The sequence below is a fragment of the Paenibacillus sp. UNC217MF genome (genome assembly GCF_000686865.1).
GTDB classification, from domain to species: domain Bacteria; phylum Bacillota; class Bacilli; order Paenibacillales; family Paenibacillaceae; genus Paenibacillus_B; species Paenibacillus_B suaedae.
The window spans coordinates 26,874-49,374 of record NZ_JMLT01000020.1 but is presented as its reverse complement, the minus strand read 5'-3'; the positions used below and the strand labels follow the sequence as shown (position 1 = coordinate 49,374).

At 38.5% G+C, this 22,501-nt stretch carries 21 protein-coding genes and 2 pseudogenes; 19 read left to right on the top strand and 4 right to left on the bottom strand.

The window, feature by feature from the left end:
- Nucleotides 1–45 precede the first annotated feature (45 nt).
- The gene (locus BP95_RS0112330) at nt 46–696 is read right to left on the bottom strand and encodes a DUF4097 family beta strand repeat-containing protein (protein WP_028532331.1); all 651 of its coding nucleotides are present in this window, start codon (nt 694–696) and stop codon (nt 46–48) included.
- A gap of 225 nt (nt 697–921) precedes the next feature.
- On the opposite strand from BP95_RS0112330, the gene BP95_RS33550 reads away from it, so the two are divergent.
- Genes BP95_RS33550 through BP95_RS0112315 form a run of 3 tightly spaced genes read left to right on the top strand, consistent with a single transcriptional unit; the run spans nt 922 to nt 2,528 of the window.
- Nucleotides 922–1,071: a hypothetical protein gene (locus tag BP95_RS33550; RefSeq protein ID WP_021254963.1), complete on the top strand. Its 150-nt coding sequence runs from the start codon at nt 922–924 to the stop codon at nt 1,069–1,071.
- 30 nt (nt 1,072–1,101) lie between these two features.
- Entirely contained in the window at nt 1,102–1,875 is a 774-nt protein-coding gene (locus BP95_RS0112320; protein WP_028532330.1) for a MerR family transcriptional regulator, read from the top strand.
- A complete protein-coding gene (locus tag BP95_RS0112315) occupies nt 1,869–2,528 on the top strand; it encodes a GAP family protein (protein ID WP_028532329.1) in 660 nt (219 codons plus the stop codon). The genes BP95_RS0112320 and BP95_RS0112315 overlap by 7 nt, the downstream gene beginning before the upstream one ends.
- A gap of 124 nt (nt 2,529–2,652) precedes the next feature.
- Here the strand turns inward: BP95_RS0112315 and BP95_RS0112310 are convergent, their stop codons facing one another.
- On the bottom strand, nt 2,653–3,414 hold the full coding sequence (locus BP95_RS0112310) for a DeoR/GlpR family DNA-binding transcription regulator (RefSeq protein WP_028532328.1): 762 nt from the start codon (nt 3,412–3,414) through the stop codon (nt 2,653–2,655).
- A gap of 226 nt (nt 3,415–3,640) precedes the next feature.
- On the opposite strand from BP95_RS0112310, the gene BP95_RS0112305 reads away from it, so the two are divergent.
- From BP95_RS0112305 to BP95_RS0112260, 10 genes are all read left to right on the top strand, one after another.
- On the top strand, nt 3,641–4,393 hold the full coding sequence (locus BP95_RS0112305) for an ABC transporter ATP-binding protein (RefSeq protein WP_028532327.1): 753 nt from the start codon (nt 3,641–3,643) through the stop codon (nt 4,391–4,393).
- Entirely contained in the window at nt 4,386–6,005 is a 1,620-nt protein-coding gene (locus BP95_RS0112300; RefSeq protein WP_028532326.1) for an ABC transporter permease subunit, read from the top strand. Before BP95_RS0112305 ends, BP95_RS0112300 begins: the two co-directional genes overlap by 8 nt.
- Before the next feature lie 65 nt (nt 6,006–6,070).
- Nucleotides 6,071–7,063, top strand: a complete 993-nt coding sequence (locus BP95_RS0112295) for an extracellular solute-binding protein (RefSeq protein WP_028532325.1) — start codon at nt 6,071–6,073, stop codon at nt 7,061–7,063.
- Nucleotides 7,064–7,090: 27 nt separating this feature from the next.
- Nucleotides 7,091–8,191 carry a 2-aminoethylphosphonate--pyruvate transaminase gene (gene phnW / locus BP95_RS0112290; protein ID WP_028532324.1) on the top strand — a complete coding sequence of 367 codons (1,101 nt, stop codon included), beginning with the start codon at nt 7,091–7,093 and terminating at the stop codon, nt 8,189–8,191.
- Nucleotides 8,184–9,002 carry a phosphonoacetaldehyde hydrolase gene (gene phnX, locus BP95_RS0112285; protein WP_028532323.1) on the top strand — a complete coding sequence of 273 codons (819 nt, stop codon included), beginning with the start codon at nt 8,184–8,186 and terminating at the stop codon, nt 9,000–9,002. The genes phnW and phnX overlap by 8 nt, the downstream gene beginning before the upstream one ends.
- 360 nt (nt 9,003–9,362) lie before the next feature.
- On the top strand, nt 9,363–9,929 hold the full coding sequence (locus tag BP95_RS0112280; RefSeq protein ID WP_028532322.1) for an SF0329 family protein: 567 nt from the start codon (nt 9,363–9,365) through the stop codon (nt 9,927–9,929).
- Between the two features lie 421 nt (nt 9,930–10,350).
- Nucleotides 10,351–12,636 (top strand): ATP-binding protein, encoded by a 2,286-nt coding sequence (locus tag BP95_RS0112275; RefSeq protein WP_028532321.1) that lies wholly within the window; start codon nt 10,351–10,353, stop codon nt 12,634–12,636.
- Between the two features lies 1 nt (nt 12,637).
- Complete coding sequence (locus tag BP95_RS0112270; RefSeq protein WP_028532320.1) at nt 12,638–13,252, top strand: DNA-binding transcriptional response regulator; 615 nt, start codon at nt 12,638–12,640, stop codon at nt 13,250–13,252.
- A gap of 42 nt (nt 13,253–13,294) precedes the next feature.
- Nucleotides 13,295–13,861: an HNH endonuclease signature motif containing protein gene (locus tag BP95_RS0112265; protein ID WP_197035288.1), complete on the top strand. Its 567-nt coding sequence runs from the start codon at nt 13,295–13,297 to the stop codon at nt 13,859–13,861.
- 2 nt (nt 13,862–13,863) lie between these two features.
- On the top strand, nt 13,864–15,423 hold the full coding sequence (locus BP95_RS0112260) for an Eco57I restriction-modification methylase domain-containing protein (protein WP_028532318.1): 1,560 nt from the start codon (nt 13,864–13,866) through the stop codon (nt 15,421–15,423).
- A 209-nt stretch (nt 15,424–15,632) separates the two neighbouring features.
- Here BP95_RS0112260 and BP95_RS32445 read toward each other — a convergent pair.
- A pseudogene (locus tag BP95_RS32445) lies at nt 15,633–16,310 on the bottom strand (SPASM domain-containing protein); the annotation flags it as partial.
- A gap of 218 nt (nt 16,311–16,528) precedes the next feature.
- Here BP95_RS32445 and BP95_RS30230 point away from each other — a divergent pair.
- The 6 genes and pseudogenes from BP95_RS30230 to BP95_RS0112220 all read left to right on the top strand — a co-directional run bounded on the left by BP95_RS30230 (nt 16,529) and on the right by BP95_RS0112220 (nt 21,181).
- Nucleotides 16,529–17,729, top strand: a pseudogene (locus BP95_RS30230) (IS3 family transposase).
- Nucleotides 17,710–18,231, top strand: coding sequence for an HNH endonuclease (locus tag BP95_RS0112240; RefSeq protein WP_036667013.1), 522 nt, complete (start codon nt 17,710–17,712; stop codon nt 18,229–18,231). Before BP95_RS30230 ends, BP95_RS0112240 begins: the two are co-directional and overlap by 20 nt.
- Nucleotides 18,232–18,339: 108 nt before the next feature.
- A complete protein-coding gene (locus tag BP95_RS0112235) occupies nt 18,340–19,404 on the top strand; it encodes a hypothetical protein (RefSeq protein ID WP_028532314.1) in 1,065 nt (354 codons plus the stop codon).
- Nucleotides 19,405–19,617: 213 nt separating this feature from the next.
- Nucleotides 19,618–19,794, top strand: a complete 177-nt coding sequence (locus BP95_RS33545; RefSeq protein ID WP_197035287.1) for a hypothetical protein — start codon at nt 19,618–19,620, stop codon at nt 19,792–19,794.
- A complete protein-coding gene (locus BP95_RS34540; protein ID WP_442952328.1) occupies nt 19,748–19,960 on the top strand; it encodes a zeta toxin family protein in 213 nt (70 codons plus the stop codon). The genes BP95_RS33545 and BP95_RS34540 overlap by 47 nt, the downstream gene beginning before the upstream one ends.
- A gap of 546 nt (nt 19,961–20,506) precedes the next feature.
- The gene (locus BP95_RS0112220; RefSeq protein ID WP_028532313.1) at nt 20,507–21,181 is read left to right on the top strand and encodes a DUF6518 family protein; all 675 of its coding nucleotides are present in this window, start codon (nt 20,507–20,509) and stop codon (nt 21,179–21,181) included.
- 154 nt (nt 21,182–21,335) lie between these two features.
- Here the strand turns inward: BP95_RS0112220 and BP95_RS0112215 are convergent, their stop codons facing one another.
- Complete coding sequence (locus BP95_RS0112215) at nt 21,336–22,199, bottom strand: alpha/beta fold hydrolase (RefSeq protein WP_028532312.1); 864 nt, start codon at nt 22,197–22,199, stop codon at nt 21,336–21,338.
- Between the last annotated feature and the right edge of the window lie 302 nt (nt 22,200–22,501).

Here is a 22,501-nt window from a genome sequence, read left to right as displayed (position 1 = left end):
ATTCGAATGATTGGAAACAGGCTTTTATTTGTAGATCACTGTTATTTATTTAACCGTTATATTTCCGGAAGTTGTTTGGAGACTCACATTAAATGAGCCATTCCCCGTCTGTCCCTGTGTCTTTCTGTTATTTTGTTGAGAATGATTCAAAGGAATACCCATAGCTCGTCTGCCACTACCCGATTGCAAAAGCCAGTTTATGTTGGAGTCTTTGTCTTCCAGATTTAAAAGGATGCTGCCGCTTTTGACAGAAATATTGATGTCACTATTTATTCTTAAATAGTCAAGCGATACATTTCCACTACTTCCTTGGATATCGAGTTTCTGTGTGCTCAGATTGTTTATCTTTACATTACCGGAAGAACCGTCTAACGTTACTTTTCTCTCATAATTGTTTGGAATACGAACGGATAGCTGAGGCATTTTTCCGATATTTACGATGTTTCTAATATCACTCTTAAGCTGAATTTTGATGTTGTCTTTTTCCTTATCTATAACAATTTCAGGTCCATTACTAATTGCTTCAAGTGACTCTATATCTGCTGATTCTACTATTAATGTTGTGCTGCCGTGGTCAATATGGATGTTTTCTATCCCCTTTAATGACACAGCGTGTGCAGCATTTTCTTGGTAAGAACTACATGCACTAAGAAAAAGCATCCCCACCAAAAGTAAACCAATGCAATATTTTTTCATTTTCTCACCTCATCATTATTCTTCATGATTGTGAACTGATTATATAAGATTACGTTGCGTCAACATCAAGTTAACTTGTGCAATCAAAGAATTTTCTAATGAAAACACTTGAAAGTGACGTTGCGTCATTTTGTATAATCAAGCCAATGGGTAAGCTCTTCATCACTTATGATGTTAAGTCGGCTAAGGGGAAGAGGAGATTTATTATAAAAGGGGAGAGTAGATATGAAACAAGGAGACATCATTATTTATGCATGTGTAATTATAGGAGCAGGAATTGGACTTATGATTGATCAAGCATTTCCAGGCGTATTAGTCGGTCTAGGATTAGGATATTTAATCAAACATGGTTTATATAAAGATCAAGAAAATTGATCTTATCTGAATTGTCGGAGGTGTCTGTAATTGATACATATTAAAGAAGTTGCAAAAAAAACGAATATCACGGTCAGAACACTTCGGTACTATGATCAGATCGGATTATTGGCGGCACCGTCCAAAACAGAAGGGGGACATCGTCTGTATTCAGAAGAGGAACTGAAGAAGCTTCAATACATCCAATTTCTGAAGGGAATTGGTTACAAGTTGCAAGAGATTAAAAGTATGTTATACGACTCTAAATGGAATTGGACGAACAGTTTGAAAAACCAATTAGCCTATATCCTTGAAGAGCAAGAAAGATTAAGGAGTATAGAGTCGTCACTGCGGGAATTGATAACGGGGATTGCGGTTGAAGACGGGGATGAACGACTTGCGATACAGAAACTTATTCAGTTATCGAATCAGCATAAAAAAAGATTGCCGAACATTAAGGAAAACATGTTTAACGATAAGGAAATAGAGCTTTGGACAAAGCTCCCAAAAATGAGTGGAGAAGACCCTGATTCTATGGAGTGGATTGCTTTGCTAGGTCAGATAAAACGCTATACGAAAGATGATCCTGCTTCATCACGAGTGCAAAACATAATACGGCGTATGATAGAAAAACAACTGGAAGAATTCAAAGGAGAAGACGAGTTTGTGAATAAACTATGGGATCTGAGGAAATCCCCAGAGCAATCTGAGAGTCTCGGACTGTATCCTATAGACAAGGAAGTTCTTGATTTTATGGAGCGAGCCTATGACATTCATATTTCTTCCATACAGAACTCTTCCATAGAGCAAGGAGGAGAATCGTGACTCTTGAACTCCTTTCTATGATAGGGGGATTAGCCTTATTAGACACGCTTAGCCCTGCAACATTGGGAGTAACCGTATATTTGCTGTTGACTGAAAAAGAGCGATTAGGTTCACGCTTAATGATTTATTTATTGACGGTCGCAGTCATTTATTTTTCAGTAGGCGTTGCTTTCATGTTAGGTCTGGATGCGTTTCTGGCTAGTTTCTCTTCCATTTTTCAAAATCGGATTGTAAGTTGGGCTATGCTGATTATTGGGGGAATTCTGTTTATAGCCAGCTTCTACTACCCAAAGAGTAAAAAGTCGGAATTGCCAAGGCCGAAGTCAAAAAGCAAGACATCCATGGTTGCACTCGGTTTCACGACATCTTTGATTGAGGTAGGTGCAGCATTTCCGTATTTTGCTGCGATTGGTCTTATGAATACCTCAAATTTAACTGTTTTTCAGTGGCTCCCCATTATGGTAGGTTATAATTTTATAATGGTTCTACCGCCATTAATCCTGTTTACATTGCATTTATTATTAGGGCGAGTGATGAAAAGGCCATTAGAGAGGCTTCAAATCAAGCTTTCGAAGCATTCGGGATCGGCTGTTTCGTGGGTGATGTGTATCGTGGGGGCGATTATGATTTTTTATAGTTTGGATTATCTGTAGGGAGTGTTATAAACCTATGAGGGGCGATGGCCCCTCTTTTTCATGATTACCTGATTCCATACATAAGCATGCAGTTTCCATGACCCATCCTTCTCCAGATGGTAAATAAGCCAGTTGGTTCACTTTACTCTGCAATGATAAGCTTCGTTCGTATCGACGTAAACTGCGGCGGGTAATTGGGGTCGATATTCGCATCGGTAATAATGGCGTTTACGTTATCTAGTGGTGTAATGGCAATCTTAACGTCTTTTCCGAATTTGGTGCTGTCTGCCACGATATACACCTCTTTAGACAGTTCGATCATCTTCTTGCGTGTAATTGCTTCCTCCATATTGTAATCTGAGATCCCTCGTTCCATCGTAATGCCGCTGCAGCAGATAAACGCTTTTCGAATATTTAATTCATGAAAATTGAAAATATAATCGTACGCGACTACGGAATGTTCCTCTTTGCGGATTTTTCCTCCGATAATAATCAATTCAACATCGGTATTCATGAGCTCACTGATCACGGGAATGGAGTTGGTGACCACCGTGAGATTGTTCTTGCCTTTAATAAACTTGGCTATGTGATAGGTGGTGGAGCCACTGTCAATATAGATGCAATCCCCATCGTCGATCATCTCGCTGCATATTTTACCGATGTTTTCTTTTGCCTCAAATAAGGTAACCATTCGCTCATCCATGGAGGATTCTCCATACTTCGACTCCACGATTTTAATACCACCATATATCTTTTCGATCTTCCCTTGCTTGGTCAATAGATTCAGATCTCGTCGTAGTGTATCCACGGAGACCGCTAATTCGGTTGCCAGCTCAGGCAGTTTAAGCACCTTTTTGATGGTAAGCAATTCTATAATCTTCTGTTGTCTTTCAAGTGGCAGCATAAGTTCACCTATTATCGAATGATATTGTTACCTATAGTGTAACGACTGCACCGTTCACATTCAATTAAATTTGACTATATATTTCAACTGAACATGAAATATGGCGCACAATATATGCAAAATATATGAAGTATATATGCATGATTTACTCAACATTTACATAAAAGTGCATTTGATTTGATCATTGATTTATATAATGGGGGTGTGACTAAGGGAGGTGAGCCGTTTGCTTAAGCTGCAACATATCAGCAAACAATTTGACGGCAAAATGGTGCTCCAAGATATCAGCTTAGAGATAGATTCTGGCGAGATTGTATCGCTTCTCGGCCCTAGCGGGAGCGGGAAAACGACACTGCTTAATATTATTCTTGGCCTAACGAAGCTGGATCATGGCAGCATTATGTATAACGGCTTGGACATGACACATGTATCCATGAAAAAGCGCGGCTTTAATATCGTATTTCAGGATTATGCGTTATTTCCGAATCTGAATGCTTACGAGAATATCATCTATGGGTTGCGCAATAAGAAAGGAAGCGTGAGTGAGCGGGAGGTTCAAGACTATATTGAGTTTTTGGAACTGAAGCCGCATCTGAACAAGCGAATCAGTGAATTATCAGGCGGGCAGAAGCAGAGAGTGGCTTTAGCTAGAACTTTGGTTACGAAGCCGAAGATTCTGCTGCTAGACGAACCGCTCAGCGCATTGGATGGAGTCATTAAAGAATCGATCAAGCAACGGATCCAATCGATTGCCAGGGAGTTCAAGCTCACGACAATCATTGTTACTCATGACCCGGAGGAAGCATTAACCCTCTCCGATAAAATTTTGATTATCAATCAAGGCACAATCTCGCAATATGGTACGCCGAGCGAGATTATCGGGCAGCCGAACAATGAGTTTGTAAAACAGTTTATTATCAAGCAGTTGCAGATTAAGCGGCAGAATATATTCAATCTGTTTGGTGAGCGATATGCATAAAGTAAAGCCAGAAATGCGGGTTCTGCTCATCGCCATACTCCTTTTGTTAACCGTTATTTTGTTCTTGCCGCTGCTTGTCCTATTTATTCGATCATTCGAGACAGAGCAAGGCTTTTCATTGGCCAATTACAGCTCGATTTGGATGAATGATGAGATGATGATAGCTGCCTGGAACAGTATGAAGGTATCGACGGTGACCGCAATTCTAACAACGATATTGGCATTCATCCCGGCGTATACGATTCACTGTACGCGTGCTCATCGGATCTTCAAAAGCATACTGAAGACGACAATCGTTCTTCCCATGCTGCTTCCGACAATTACGTATGGATTTGCCATGATGTATTCCCTTGGCAATCAGGGATTGCTGACCAAGCTTGCAGGACAAAATTTGTTCGATATCTATGGCTTTAATGGATTGCTGATCGGTTACGTCATTTATACACTTCCGCCAGCCTTTTTATTGATTCATAACGCATTTAAATACATCGATAAAAAGTTTATTATCGTGTCTCACCTGATGGGCGACAGACCATTAAGAAGTTTTGCGAATACGATTGTTCGACCGTTGGCAGGGGCATTGGGTGGGGCATTTTTGCTGTCCTTTATCTTAAGCTTCACGGACTTTGGGATACCGGCATCGGTGGGAGGAACCTATTCCGTGGTGGCTAGCCAGCTGTATCAAGTCATGCTAGGCTCGATTCCTGATCTGAATCAGGGGGCTGTCATCGCGGTGCTCATGCTTGTGCCGGCGATATTCGCAATATGGCTGTTGCGGTCTCTAGAGAAGCTTAACTTTCACTATGATCAACTTGGAGAAATCGAGCTGCCCGCACATCGGGGGCGCGATATTAGCTTCGTGACCGTGTCTTCTGTCATCGTCTTTATGATGCTGTCGATATTCGCCATTATGTTTATTGCACCGTGGTTGAACCGATATCCTTATGACCTTTCGTTTACATGTAAACATGTCCTAAGCGTACTTCAATCGAGTGATTTAACGAAGGTATATCGGAACTCGATTTGGATTGCTGTGTTAACTTCTGTATTTGGTACGTTGATTGCTTATTGTGCTGCGCTTCTTAATGTACGGACTTCATTGAGGGCAAGATCACTCACCGATACGGCTTCCATGATTACAAATACGGTGCCTGGCATGGTTCTTGGTATCTCTTACTTGCTCTTGTTTAATGGAAGCAGCTTGAAAGGGACCGTGACGATCATCGTGCTGTGTAATATCGTGCATTTCTTTACAACACCGTATTTGATGGCGAAGAATTCGCTCTCCAAGATGAATCCTTCCTGGGAAACGACGGGAGAACTGCTCGGAGATAGCTGGTTCAAGACGGTCTATCGGGTAGTCCTGCCTAATTCGGCTGCGACGGTGATCGAGATGCTGGGATATTATTTTCTCAATGCGATGGTTACGATCAGTGGCATCATATTTCTCGTGTCCACTCATACCGCTGTCGTTGCTAGTAAAATCAAGGAGCTTCAGCATTTTGCCAAATTCAATGACATTTTCGTATTGTCGATGCTGATCTTCTTCACCAATCTGCTTGTGAAACTGCTATGTGATTATGGACAAAAGAGATTTTCGATTCATCGTTAAACAGGCTTAATGCTTATCTATGATAGGCCTAAATAATAGTAAAGCGAGGGATTACGATGGTTGGAATGTCAAAAAGGTTCAGGATGGTGCTCTTGTCATTACTGGCAATAAGCATGTTGGTGGTATTGGCAGGCTGTGGTGCTGGTAGTGCAAAGGAATCGAAGCAAGTGATTATCTACACTAACGCAGATGAAGAAGCAGTAACAGCGATGGAGTCTTCACTGAAATCCGCAGGCTATGAAGGGCAGTATCAATTCCAATCGATGGGGACGTCAGAACTAGGCGGCAAGCTGATGGCTGAAGGAGATAAGATTGAGGCTGATCTTGTGACCATGAGCTCGTATTTCCTAGACAGTTCACAGAGTCAATACAAGATGTATAAAGATTTAGCATTTGAGACAGGAGCTATGGATTCGTATCCGTCCTACTACACGCCGATCTTGGCAAATACAGGATCTATATTTGTGAATACAGAAGTATTGAAGCAAAAAGGGCTGCAGGCTCCCCAATCGATCAAAGATTTGACGAAGCCTGAATATAAGAATTTGGTGTCGATTCCAAATGTATTAGATTCCTCTACAGCTTGGCTGCTTATACAGGCTATCATCAGTGCTTATGGACCTGAGGAAGGGAAGATTGTACTCCATGATCTCATTGCCAATGCAGGCCAGCATATAGAAAAATCCGGTTCCGGACCGATTAAGAAAGTGGAAGCGGGAGAAGTAGCTGCTGGATTTGGACTTCGTCATCAGGCGGTACGTGCACATGAAAAAGGAGCTCCGATTGATTATATTGATCCCATCGAAGGGAATTATTCGTTGACAGAGTCCATTGCAGTAATCAATAAGAACAACGAAGTGACGGATCTTGCGATGAAAATGGCTGAGACGATTAGTAAGGATGCGAGAAAAAATTTGATTACGAACTATCCTGTTGCCTTGTACAAAGGGGAATCCACAGATGCGGTCAATAAGCCAGCGAAACCGATGAAGTTCGATCAGCCATTAACCGTGGAGTTATTGAAGGAACATCAGCAGTTTTTTAAAGATGCTAAATAATTCATAACAACGGGGAGTGAGATCATGATGAATAACTACAAATTATTGACCCCAGGGCCGTTGACAACGACCCGATCCGTTAAGCATGAAATGTTGCTAGATCGCTGCACGTGGGATGATGACTATAAATCGATTACGCAGAAAATAAGATCTCAGTTATTGACGATTGCAGGAGTGGATTCGGAACAGTATACAGTTGTATTGATGCAGGGCAGCGGAACCTTTGCCGTAGAATCGGTGATGACATCCGTGATTGCTCCAGAACATAAGGTTCTGATCATCTCCAACGGCGCTTATGGGGAACGCATGATACAGATGGCACAAGTGATAGGGCTGTCGTATGTCGAGCATAAGGTAGACTATGATAAGTATCCGGATATGGCGGAACTGGGGGTCATGCTTGAAGCTGATCCAGAAATTACTCATATTGCAATGGTTCACTGCGAGACAACGACAGGGATACTGAATCCGATTGATAGGGTCTCGAAGCTGGCCAAAGCTTATGGGAAATCGTTCATTGTGGATGCGATGAGCAGCTTTGGCGGTATTGAGATCGATGTTGCTGGTCTTCATATTGATTATGTAATCAGCAGTGCGAACAAATGCATTCAAGGTGTTCCTGGCTTTGGGTTTGTTATTGCTAAGCTTGATCAATTGCAGCAATGTCAAGGGATTGCGCGCAGCTTGGCTCTTGATCTCTATGATCAATGGAAGTGTATGGACAAGGACGGGAAATGGCGTTTTACCTCACCAACTCATGTAGTTGCTGCATTCTCCAAGGCGTTGGATGAACTGCAAGAAGAAGGTGGAGTCGCAGCAAGACAAGCTCGCTATCAGCACAATAACCTGCTGCTCAGGGAGAGACTTGCGAAGGTTGGCATGGCAGCTTACATTAGAGCGGACTACCAGTCGCCAATTATTACGACCTTTCTGTTTCCGAACGAACAATTTCAATTCGCCGAATTCTATCAATATGTGAAAGAAAGAGGCTATGTTATTTATCCAGGGAAGTTGACGAATTTGGATACGTTCCGTATTGGGAACATTGGGGAAATCTATGAGGAAGACATTGATCAACTATGCCATATTATTGAGCAATATATGAAGGAGCATTGCAACCATGAATAAAGTAGAAGGAATCATATTGGATTGGGCGGGGACGGCCATCGATTTCGGATGTTTTGCACCTGTGAATGTATTCATCGATATCTTCAAGCAGGCAGGTATCGAGGTGACAATGGATGAGGCTAGAGCACCTATGGGGATGCTGAAAATCGATCATATTCGGGCGATGCTGTCGATGCCCAGAGTTTCGGCATTATGGGAAGACCAATATGGCAAGCCATTTACAGAACAGGATGTGGAGCAGCTCTATGCGGCATTTGAGCCTGCGTTAATGTCCTCGTTAGCTGAATACACAGATCCGATTCCAGGTGTAGTGGATACGATCGAAACCTTGCGAGCGCAAGGATTGAAGTTCGGCTCTACAACGGGCTATACCCGCACGATGATGGAAGTGATCGTACCTATCGCGAAGGAAAAGGGGTACAGTCCCGATCATCTGGTCACACCTAGTGAAACGGATTCTTATGGTAGGCCATACCCTTACATGATCTATCGCAATATGGAGGAGCTTAAGCTCTCCGCATGCTGGAAAGTGGTCAAAGTGGGTGATACGGCATCGGATGTGAAAGAGGGAGTCCATGCTGGAGTGTGGTCAGTTGGTGTTGCTGTCGGCAGCTCCGAAATGGGACTCAGCCAAGAGCAATTCGAAAGCCTATCCGAGGCAGAACAAGCCGAGATGATCTCGAAGACAAAGCAAAACTTTATGCAATATGGCGCAGATTTTGCGATTGATACGATGCGTGAGCTTCCGCAATTAATCGAAGCGATCAATAAATTGATCTCGGATGGAAAAAGACCGGGGTGTTTGAAATAAAGGAATATGGAATGGGTTGAGTACGGGTTGGAATAGAACGAGCTGCCTCTCCAATAAGGGAGGCGGCTTTTTGTTGTCCAGCCTGTTCGGACATTTGCAATATATACGTACTAAAAATCGAATAAAGATGTGATAATATTAGATGTTGTTCAAAAAGTCCGCTTTTGATCACGAAGTAAATCATGAAGTGGACTCGGCATCGAATCTTGAATTCAGCCGGGCCTTCCGGTGCTCATGTACCCAAAACGTACGCTCCGCTCCTCAGGCCCTAGCTTCATCCAACTTTCTCGGTGCTGAAAACCGGCCTTTTTGAACTCGCACTATTAGGGAAGGAATTCTAGTAGAAAATAGGGGGATTACATGTCCTGGAGCAAATTGAAGCAACAACTGGAGAGCTTTCTCTGTCCTGCGTTACATGGAAGGGTTGAATACCGGGCAACGAGCTATCGCTATTTACCTGATAAAGCAGGTATCTGTTATATTTCGGTAGATAAAAAGAATGTATTCAATATGAGTGATAAAACGAGCTTAATCAAATGGTACCAGACGGAGCAGGAAATTAAGAATGATTCAGAAATCCAAATTCCGATCAGCAATGAAGAAATTGAAGCGGTTAGAAAGGATGCCAAGGGCGCTCCTGAGGATCGTCTAATCGTAATTGCTAGAAGTAGAAAAATGTCTGGATATGCAAAAGAGCTTTTGTCAGCACAGGCATCATTAAGTAAATCGAATTTTAACGTTGTGGCGAATAACTTTTTAACTATTTCTATAGAGGAAAGCATAGAGAGCAATGATATCTTATTGAATATTCTGGCTTTGGTGGACAGACGAGTTGGGAAAAAGCGAATTTTAAATATGGTCGAGAAGATGAAGCTGAAGCATCCCATTGTGCAGTATTTTTATGAACTACGGCGTAGTACGTTGTGACAATAAATAGGTCAGGAAGTTTCTTTACTCTTCTCAAATTGGTTTCTTTGTAATTATTAAACGGAAGACCCTAATCGATTCAGGTGGTTGGCTCTTCATTTGATGGGGTACATCGTGTCAGGGTTGTTTTGGCTGAACACTCGACACATGTGGAGTGCGTAACGGTGATGATAGGAGGGAATTTCAACAAGGTATTTAAAAGAACACAGATATGGGGAATATGGGGACAAATAATATTTAATTCTAAACCTACATTTTTCTGAAGTGAAGACTCAAGTGGTAATTTGCTTGGGTCTTTTAATGTTTAATTTACTGTGGAGTGAATTAAAAGGATATTATTACCTGGTGTATGAGGTATAATTAAATTACGATATACATCGACATAATAAGATAGGAATACATGTTTTAGGAGGAATAACAAATGCCTAAAGTCCCATTTAATGTTCATGCGTATACAGCCCGATTAATTGGTAGGGAAAATGTATCGAGGCTAGAAGGTGCAGTACTTGAACTAGTAAAAAATACTTATGATGCTGATGCTTCTGATTGCTTTATTTATTATGAAGAATCAACTGGAACATTGTATATTGGTGATAACGGTCATGGAATGACTGAAGAAATCATTCGGCGTCATTGGATGACCATAGGCTATTCATCTAAAGTGGATAATTATACAACTAAAAAAGGTAGAATCCAAACAGGAGCAAAAGGGATAGGGCGATTTGCATTAGATAGGATATCTGATAGATGTAAAATGATTACTATTTCAGAGAAAGAAAGGTTAGAATGGAATGTAAACTGGAGTGACTTTAGTTCAGGTAATACAATTACAGATATATATGCAGATCTAAATTCAATTAAATACTCAATTGAAGATTTTATGCAAGATATACAGAATGAGTCGCTTAAAAAGCTAGTCTCTCAAAAGTTTAAGAATACAGGAACAATATTTAAATTAAGTATTCTGAGAGATGAATGGTCTTCATCTTTAATTGAAGGTATTAGAAATAATTTAGCGACGTTGATTCCACCTGAAATTGAAAATGTATTTCGTGTATACTTTTTTTGTGAGAACACTGATATAACTAAGGCAGCGGTTACTTTAAACGATGGAAATTTTTCATATGATTATAAAATTAAATTCAAAGCTAATACTATGGGACGGGTAATAGTTGAGATTTATCGAGAAGAATTTGATTTTCAAGATCAATTTGATAGGGTTTTTCATGAGGCTGGTTTTCCTTTGGATGAAAGAGAACACTTTAAAGGAAAACCTATAGTACACGTGACTACTATTTCAAATTTGGTACCTAAAAAAACTAAAATTAAAAATACATTAGGTAAGTTTTCAGGAGTACTATACTTTTCAAAATTATCGGCTTCTAAAGAAGAAAAAGAAAAGTATTATTACAAAGATTTTTCTGGTAGAAAAGACTTTAGAGATACATTTGGGGGTATAAAACTCTATCGTGACAATTTTAGAGTCCGACCATATGGTGAGCCTAGAACCTCAAATTATGATTGGCTTTTATTATCAAACAGAAAAACTAAATCTCCAGCAGCAATATCTCATCCTAACGGGAAGTGGAGGGTAACAGCTGATCAGATACTTGGTTCTGTATATATTTCTAGAACGAACCTAACTTTACCGGATCAGGCAAATAGAGAGGGGATTGTAGAAACAAAGGAGTTTGGGAATTTTAGAGAGGTAATAAAAGGGGTTATTAGCTTATTCGAAGAGGATAGACAAAAAATAGGTAGAATCTTAAGTAAATATTATGATGAGATTCACTTTACTGAGCAATATGAAGAAGAAATCTTGAAAAAAGCTGAGAAGGAAGAAAAGGATAAGAGTAAAAATAATTCTAATAAGTCTCCTGCTGCATCAACTCAATTTATAGAGGTATCTAAAGCAAAGACTGTGATTGAGAATAAAGAGAATATAATAAGAGACTTGGAAGATGAAAATAGATTATTAAGAGCACTTGCTACGACTGGGATAGTTACTAATACATATATACATGAAATTAAAGATTCGACTCATAAATTGAGTATGAAGATCGTTATGGCAAAAGAAGCACTAGAAATTGATAACGATAAAGAAGAAGCAATAGAATATATTAATGCTGCAAATGAGATAAAGAATTCATTTAATTCATGGTTTAAGGTTACAATTGAATCAGTTAGAAGAGATAAAAGAACTATGAAAAATGTAGATTTGAAGCAATTATTGCAAACATTAGTTAATTCATGGAATGAAGTTGCTTGGAATAAGGATATTCGTATTAATCTGCAGATTACTGACATATTTTTCACGTGTTTCTCATATGAAATTGAAAGTGTTTTTAACAATTTAATTACTAATAGCATTACGTCTTTTGAAAGTGCAAAAGTAGAAGTTAAAGAAATTAATATCAACGTCGTCTCAAGCGATAGTGGAATCGTTATAGATTATGAGGATTCAGGAGTAGGATTAAGTCCAGCTTATAAGAACACGCCCCGACGGATTTTAGAGCCTTCAGAAACAGATAAAAGGAATGAGTTCGGAGAAACAATTGGAACAGGTATGGGAATGTGGGTAATTGCAAAGACTGTTAGCGAATATAATGGAGAGATTGATCTTTCCAAGAATACTAACAGTACGTCCGGATTTCACATTAGAATAACTTTAAATGAAAGTCGGATTAGGAATAAGGGAGGGGCTTGAGTTGTATAAGGTTGGTTATGTGGACGATGATATCAATGCTTACAAAGATTATAAAATCAGATTAAAGCGCCAGGGGATTGATCTACAATTTGTAGAGAATTGCATCTCATTGGATGAAATACTGAATTGGGTTTTGATGAATTCCATTGAGTGTCTTATTGTAGATCACAAATTAACTGCGAAATATGCCTTTCAGGGTACGAAAGTTGTAGCATACATAAACAACCAACTTCCAGATCTCCCCTGCATTATTCTCACGAACTATCCTGAGGATTCAACAGGAGAAAATTTAGTTGTTAAAAATTTGATTTTTGATCGAAATATCATGTCTGGAGATGATATTACTGAAATATGTGACACAATAAAGCAAGCAGCACAAGTGTTTCGGAATAGGTTATCAATCCATCTTAGAGAGTATTCAGAATTACATCAAAAAAGAAGCTTGAATTCAATCTCAGCGGATGAAGAAGAGCGTTTCTTAGCTCTTTATAGAGTTTTGAGATCTTATGGCGAAGTCGACGATATTCCGACAGAGTTACTTAAACCTGGTACAAATAAGAAAATCGATGATTTGATGGAGAAATTAGATAAGTTCATTAATTCTAAGAAGGAGTAGCTTTAATTACTGGGGGAGAATATGAGGAGAATTCATGGGGATTTGAAGATAGTCAGAAGGACAGATCAACCTGCTGAAAATGATTATGCTAAATACAGAGATGCTTTAATGGAAGATTTCTGGAGTATCTGTGGATATTGTGGTAAGCATATTAGGGTATCAAGAAGAGGCTTTGAAATAGATCATTTCGTTCCAATATCTACAGATGAAACTAGAAAAAATGATTATTCTAATCTAGTGATGTCCTGTTTTACCTGCAATAGAAAGAAAGGTAAAAAATGGCCAACAAAGAATAAAGAGATTTGTCATGATGGAAAACATGGGTTTGTAGATCCTACAAGTGAAGAATATGACTCGCATTTAGGGAGGAGTTCAAGTGGATCTATTGAGCATTATACTAAAGTAGGTAAGTATATGTACGGTGTTTTTAAATTTCACTTAAGACCAACCGAATTGGTGTGGAAATCAATGGAGCTTGCGAAACGTAAACAAGAATTATATAAAATAAAAAATAGCTCTAAACTTGAAAAAATTGAATTAGAACTTTTCTTTGAAATCCAAGAAGAGTTAGATCAACTTTTGGATCATTTGCTAGGCAAAGGGGAATAGACGTGAACGATAAGCAGACAGGCTCATTCTACACCCCAAAGAGATTGGTTAAATATATGTCTGAGTATGCAATGAATCGATGCAACGCTTCTGCAGTACTTGAACCGTCGGTCGGGGATGGAAGATTTATAGATATGCTTAAACAATATAATTGCCGTATTGATGCTGTAGAATTAGATGGAAGTAAGATTGAAAAACTGTGTAGGAAAAAAGAGGATAGGGTTAGATTAATTAATGATAATTTTATTAATTATGCACTAGACTCTACTGAAAAGTATGATCTTATAATTGGGAATCCGCCCTATATTACTAAAAAAATGCTATCTGAAGAAGATAGAATTTTATCTTTAGAGTTGATAAAATATTGGTCCCTGCCTGAATCAATATTTCAGAATCTCTGGGTCTCCTTTGTATTAGGCGCGGTAAAATTATTAGATGATAATACAGGTGCAATTTTTTTTGTTCTTCCATTTGAATTTTTACAAGTTCACTATGCCGAAAAATTAAGGAGATTTCTTGAAGATAGATTTAATAGTATCGAGATTATTACATTTAAAGAAAGCGTTTTTTCAGATATAGAGCAGGATGTTTGTTTAGTTTATTTAACAAACTGTTCAGGGCAAGAGCCAATTGTTAGATATACAACTGTAAAAAGTGTACGTAATTTTAGACCTATAGAATATAGCGAAATAAAAAGAAATAAGCCTTTATCAAAGTGGTCTAACTCAATATTAAGTGATGATGAAATCGAATTGTTAAAAAATTTATCAAGTAAGTATACAAAAGTATCCTCCTTAGGGAGTATATCCCCTGGAATTGTGACGGGGGCTAATAATTTCTTTATATTGAAGAAATCGGATGTTGACAAGATGGGTTGCCAAGAATCGGTGATTCCAATAATCCAAAAAAGCTCTATTGTAGGAAACATGCTCGTGTGTACAGAAGATGATCAGGAAAAACTTCTGAATTCTGATAAAAATGCTCTCATGCTCAATTTAAATGGCGTTAACTCATCATCCTTTTCAGCTGAATTAGAAGCATACATTCTAAACGGAGAAAAGGACAATCTCAATACTCGCTATAAGTGTAGGCAAAGGAAGCGATGGTACGATGTACCTATAATATCTTCAGGAAATCTTATGTTTTTCAAGAGGTATAATAAACTACCTAGAATTATAGTCAATGAACCAGGTATTTTCACTACTGATATAGCTTATAATATTAGGTTATCGGATGACTTTGAGGCAAAATCAGTAGCATTTTGTTTCTATAACTCTCTCACAATAGCTCTATGTGAATATAACGGTAGGTTTTATGGCGGGGGCGTAGGAGAACTAGTACCTAGTGAATTTAAATCACTAAGTATTCCATATAAGAAAATTGATGAAGAAAAAATTCAAATTTTAGACTATATGTTGAGAGAAAATGCTTCGATTGATGAAATACTTCGATATGTGGATAATATTGTACTTGATTATCTAGATTCGCATGAGCTAGATAAATTAAAAAAAATACGTGAGAAGTATTTAATTCGCCGATTAAAAGTAAACGGTCAGAAATAATACAAAAAAAGTGATCTATTATAATGCGAAAGAAGAATGACTTTTTATTTGCTTACCATTTAGTTTAGAATAGAGACTGTTGGCTGAGAGGAATGTTATTTTAGAATCCTTTCTCTCAAGTAACTGTTGTCAATGTTTATTTCTTACTAGTACTTATACTCCATGATAAAGAAAGAGAGGCTCAACGCCCCTCTTTCATCTATCTACATTTAGCTCTCTTCCATCGCTCTAATCGACTTGGCAACCTTCGCTATCAAGGAGCATTCAATCCGTTTGCGAAAGACGTCACAACTAAACTCGGAGGTTCAGTTTATGGAGCCTGTCTTCATGCAAGGCATTAGCGGGACATCCGCCGTTGCAGTAGAGTTTACCCCAGCAATCCTGGCACTCCGGTTTCGTGTAGCATTTGCTCTCTTGGAATTGGCACTGCAGTTCAGGCCGCGTGATGCCATCCCAGAAGTTTCCCATGCTATAGGCTTCATCCCCGACAAACGGGTGGCAAGGGAACAGCTCCTCCATAGCGTGACAGCGAGGTATTCTGTGCCGATTCACAGCCCGTGATTCGCTTCTGGATGCAATGGCCTTCTGAGAGATCCAACATGTAATGATAGAAAGCAATTCCGGGAGATCCTTCTCGGTAAGGGCATAGGGTTCCCGTAGAATACAGATGACAGGATACATCTAGATTTTGTAAAAACCAAGATCTGCGATATGGAAGTTGTCATCTGTAAAATCGACATTGTTCCGCGTATATGTTACCCGTACATAATATTCCTGGTCTCCGCGCTTTTGGACGAATTTCTGAAACTTCGATACGATAGATTATAATTTCCTTTTCCGGTAACGGTTGTGCGGAGCTTGTCATGAACCTCTTCCCTACCATTCATTTTCCTTGCTGTATAAGGGTGGGGAGCGATTAACAAATATATATGTTGAATACAAGAAAATAGTTTGCGAAAAATTTTATGTAGTATCACATAAATCGAGGAACTAAGAGAACGTCCCTTCAACTTAGAGTGCACCCCTTATAGTGGACATTGGAAAAACATGGATCGACTACACTTAGTTGAACAGAAAAAATAAGGGCTAGTAGAATAAGAGAAATATGACAAGGAGCGGATCTACTATGGCAAGACAAAGACGTTCATTTACTCATGAATTTAAAAGACAAATGGTTCAATTATTCGAGAATGGAAAGTCAAGAGCAGCTATTAGATGAGTAAGAACTAAGTGCATCAGCCTTAGATCGTTGGATCAAGCAATATCAACAATCAAGATCATTCTCAGAGAAAGACAATCGCACTGCTGAAGAGAATGAACTTATGGCATTACGTAAAGAAAATGAACGCCTTAAAATGGAGGTAGACATTTTAAAGTAAGCAGCGCTGATCATGGACGAAAGTAAGTGTCATTTAGCGTAATCGTGACAAATACTCGGTTTCAGCAATGTGCGACGTCCTGCAACTCGCTAGAAGTACCATCTATTATGAAGCAAAGCCAAAGCAGCAGGAAGACGACATCACAGACCCCATCATTGAAATCTTCGAGAAAAATAGGAAAGCTTATGGTACAAGAAAGCTTAAAGCTAAGCTTCATGAACGTGGACTTATCGTATCCAGGAGACGAATTGGTCGCATCATGAAGTCACAAGGCCTTGTATCCTCCTACACAGTTGCCCAATACAAACCTCACAAGGCTACATGACGAGTCACAGCAATCCAATGAATTGAATCATCAATTTCACAATCTGAAGCTAAACGTGTTGTAGTAAGTGATTTAACCTATGTCAGAGTCAAAAGCAGATGGCACTATATCTGTGTATTAGTCGATCTCTTTAATCGAGAAATTATCGGTTCCAGTGTGGGATCTAACAAAGATGCTACACTAGTAGCACGGGCATTTGCTTACGTAAAAGGTGATCTACGTCAGATCCAATTATTCCATACCGATCGTGGTAGTGAGTTTAAGAACAAGTTGATCGGTGAAATGTTGACTGTGTTCCAAATCGGTCGTTCTCTAAGCATGAAAGGTTGTCCTTACGACAACGCCGTTGCTGAAGCCACATTTAAAATCATGAAAACGGAGTTCATTAACCAAATGACCTTTCATAGCCTAACCTTCAGCATTTGAAATTGGAGATACATGATTATGTGAACTGGTACAATAAACACCGAATTCACGGAACACTAGGTTATATGAGCCCAGTTGATTACAGAAAAATGGCTCTTGAAAAGTTGTCTAGTTTGGTATTGACAGTCAAAAACACTATTTACGATGAGAGGGAGCATGAATATAGTAAATCATAATATTAAAACTTCAAAAAAGGACATTGTGGATTATTGGTTTTCGATTGTAGATGAGTGTGAATTAAGTGTAGATGCATCCGAAGCGCATGAAAGATGTTGGAGATGTGGGTACGAAAATTCATTAGAACGTTGTCATATTGTTCCTGAAGCTTTGGGTGGTAAAGATGAGGCTTCAAATCTTATACTGCTATGTCACAGATGTCATTTAGAGAATCCGAATATTGCAGATAAGGATATCATGTGGGATTGGCTTCGAGCATATAGTACGTCATTTTATGATACATTTTGGTTGAAACAAGGGATGAAGGAATATGAATTCATATATGGAAAATCCGTAGAACAGGAATTGGAAGATAGAAGCATAATCGATGTTAGTAAGTTTAATCGAATCGTAGGAGAGCAGCTTCTAAATACAACATATCATTTTGGACAGCCGTATCTAAATTCTGCAACATTGGCGGGTGTATTTAGAATTTCGTTGAAAAAGTATGAAGAAACTTAATTAAATTGTTTGCGGACTGAGACATAACACGCGCTTGAAGTAAAGAATTTGTTTGCTGGAGCAGATCGGGTAATAAATAGGGCGGGGGAATTGAAGGGAGGTAATTAGGTGATTCTGTTTGAGACTGGTTACCAAGGCGCATATAATTATATAGTTCACCATTTTTTAAAGGTGGAAGTATTTAATGAAGAAACGGATATTGGGGATATAATTGAAGAAATTCTCCCAAAGTATTTATACAGAGAACAATATCATAAATGTGTAAAAACACTTGAAGAATTATACTACTGGACAGGAGACACATTTTATCATCAAATGAATGCGATTCATGAATTTGTTTTGTATAAATTCATTGATTATATGGCAGATTTGCAAAAGGAATTGCCGGAGTTTAATCAAATTTATTTTGATGAAAGATGTCATTTATTAATTCAAGAAGCTAGTCAAGCAGAATTTGAAGAATGTTCTGAGTTTTCCTTAGAAGAACATGAGAGTCACTTTTACAATATCCTTTATTATCCAGATTATTTGTTTACAGATACAGACTTTTTGTTTATTGATTCTGTATATAATAATCGTAGTCTTGGAAAGACAATCATAGAAGAAAGATTGGGGATTAACATAGACTACTATTTTGAATTACTCCCCCTTGATATTCAAGAGCAATATAAAACAAAGCATATTACACTTACCGGTGAAGTTTCTTCAATGTTGGAATATATCACAGAAAGAATACAATACGGAAATTTATATAAATTATTTTGGGAGAACGATGTTCCAGTAAAAGAAGAACGTATACAGCTAATTTTAGAAAATATAATGGATGCTTACTTTTATAATCAAGAAGTAGAAATTACTAGAGAGGCTGCACTGGGAAATGGGAAAGTTGATTTTAAGTTATATAAAAATATTAACGAAGATGAAAAGGTTCTAGTAGAAATAAAGAGAGCAAGCAGTTCTTATTTAAAAAAAGGATATGAAAAGCAATTAACGGATTATATGCGATCTACCAAATATAAGAATGCTTTTTATTTAATTGCTTGTTTCACAGATGATGAGTACGATAAAAGTATGCGATTCATTAGAGAACATGTTTATACTGATACAATTCAATTGTACATAAATATATCCCTATTAGATTTTAGAAAACGTAAGCCTGCTTCAATTCTATGATGACCCGAAAATGAGATGTGTTATGAGAATAACAATATCTCTTCTCACTAAATTTTCAAGTTGTTAAGCCAAGTTGAGTTGGATAACGAAGATTGTTTCATGAAGAATCGCAGGTGAAGAATACTGACATGCAATCAAGGTGTGACGTCAAATCGTTCTGCTGTGTTATAATTTAATTTCAACGTCGATACTGATGATGGGAAGGTGAAGCCCATGGATAAATTTAATGATTTAGAGAAGCTTATTAAGCTCACCGGAGATCGTGCCAAGCTGGACGCAAAAGCAAATGATACTTACATTGTATACAAAACTGTAGAAGGTCAAATTGTGAAGGAATACAACAATGGGGATATTGTTCCTGTTGTCAATTCGGATGCTTCTCATGCATGAACCAACGCCAATTATGTATATATTTGCTGGTAATAATGGCAGCGGTAAAAGTACGATTCGAAACCTGATCGTTGATCGACTAGGAATCAGTGTGAACATTGATCCGGATGCTTTGGCACGAGGGATAGATTCTTTTGCATCTTTGAAATTACGATGTTTTATGTAGGTTTGGGTGATTATCATTTAAATATAGAACGAGTTGCAGTGCGAGTTAGAAATGGCGGACATCATATTCCAACTGAGGACATTATCAGAAGGCATGACACTTCAATTCAGAATTTACTTAACAACATGCACCTTATCGATCATCTAATTGTCATTGATAACAGTAGCGATAAAGGTGATATGGTGCTTCAGATTAGCCATGGCTCAATTACACATCGCTTAGATTCAATTCCAGGTTGGGTAAAACAAGTTGAAAAGAGATATTTGAAGTGATTGAGGTCGTACGATATACAGGAGTGAATCATGTTCCTATTCCCAAGACGACACATGTGGAGTGTTGTTCAGTGAGACTTGAAGGAAAAGATACAGTTCAATAAACTGTACCTAGTCTGAGGGGAGAGGGGGAAGATTATAATAATTAATCTTTCTACCCTCGAACACTTCAATTTTTAAATAAACCTTAAAGACTTGAAACTTTTCGTTCAGGTCTTTTCTTGCTTCTAAAGCTTTTGCAGTTCAATAGAATTGTGAGGTGTAATGTCAGATCATGGAGATATCCAACAAGTTAACTAGGATTAGAGCTCCAATAAAATCAAATACGAAAAGAATCGCTTTCTCAATCGTATTTGCTTTCATTTTAGGAGCCGTTTTGGGGTTAGTAGCGAAACTTGTGGATGATCCCGGCGCAAACCCTATACTTGACCACATTGGATCGCGGCTTGGCATGTGGATATTTGTAGCAACGCTTTTATCGGTCTTTAGTGATTCGCCCAAGCAAGCGGCTGTGAAAGTATTTACATTCTTTGTGGCACTACTTACCGTTTATTATGTATATACAGTGTTCATACTGCATTTTTTCCCGCAAAAAGTCATTATTTTTTGGAGCATATGCGCGGTGATCTCACCTATTTGTGCATATATGATGTGGTACTCGGGTGGGAACGGATTATTCTCCAATACGGTGTTATCCCTCCCAGCGGCGGTGTTGCTTGCAGAAGGGTATAATTTACGTAATGCGTACTTACCTATACATACACATTATTATTTAATTCCATGGATGCAGGGAATTTATTTACTCATGATAATCATTTTGTTTCTCTCTATCGCAAAAAAAGGCAAACATTTGTTTTTGACACTTTTGATAACGATTGGATTATCTCTTCTTTTCATATATTTTAATGTTCTCGGTAGGATATTTGGTGGAATGAATGGCTTTTTATAGTTTCTTCAACGCTGTGCGCAGTATTGATGTCAAAGGTAGCTAAATATAAGGCTGAAAATGCCTATAAACAAAGGGTTTCCAGACATAGAGTTTCTCGGCTGTTAGGCGGGAGGTACTGATGTCGGGAAACCCTTTTATTGTTTGCGGTAACCTATCAACTGCCTTGAGGATTCAAGAATTGTAGTATCCTATCTGTTTGGTTGACAATGAGGTGGCCTGTATCAGGCAGCAGCTCGATCTTAGCATGTTGTGCAGCTTGTTTCAGTCGATTCATACTCTTGCTAGCAGGTATTAATTGATCAGAATCGCCAAAAAGCATGAAAATTGGCATCTTTAATTGTGAAAGGGACTGATTACTAAATAGCGGCATTTTTGCAGTTCGCGGTTTGAAATTTTTGAATATTAGTGATACGAATGTTAGATCTACTTCTAATCCGGATAACGATGATGGAGAAATATTACCGGCACCCACTAATTTGAGTATTTGTAGCTGACCCCATTTACCAAGTAGGGAGAAAAAGATTGCTTTCCATAGGAAACTGGCTTTTTCACGTGCAAGCCCTCCGGGACAAAGCAAAACCAAATTGTCAACCTTCTCCGGATAAGTGGTAGCGAAGCTCAATGCCATCCAGCCGCCTAATGACATAGCTACAATGGAACAGGATCTTAATCGAAGTGCATGTATGGTTTCATTCAACCATAGCGCATATGCACCACTCTGGTAACTTGGTCGGCTTGCTGCTGATAATCCTGCTTCTCCAATAATGTCGATTGCATAAACATTGTGAGTTTGTGAAAGAGAAGCTACATCGCCATACCAAGCGAAAGAATTCGCTACGCTTCCATGCAGGAGGATCAGTGGGGGATTGTCCTTTGATCCTGACTCAATGACAAAAGTCGATCCAAAGCTTGTCTCAACTTCGTATTGGTGGTTTTCCACTGGCCAGTTAGCAAGTATTTTTCGGTACTGTCCTAACACTTCTCGTTTGCCTACTTCTGATTTATATATATTCTCCATGATATCTCTCCTTTTTTTCTCTTTCGAATCCTCAAAATCTTGTTTGGTTCATCACCTGTTGAGGACTTCCCACTCAGTAAGCCTAATATTGCAAATTGGATTGACATAACTGCATTAAGTTATTAGTAACATAGGTTAAAAGTAACCTATATGATTATGGTTGTCAATAATTAACTTAGATCGACATTCTGGTAGTTGGCATATTCCCTCGAATTTCATCAATCAAGCAATGATGAACGGTCAAAATCCACAAAGGATGTTATGTATATCAAAAATATTAAGTCCCTATATGTTTTTCATAT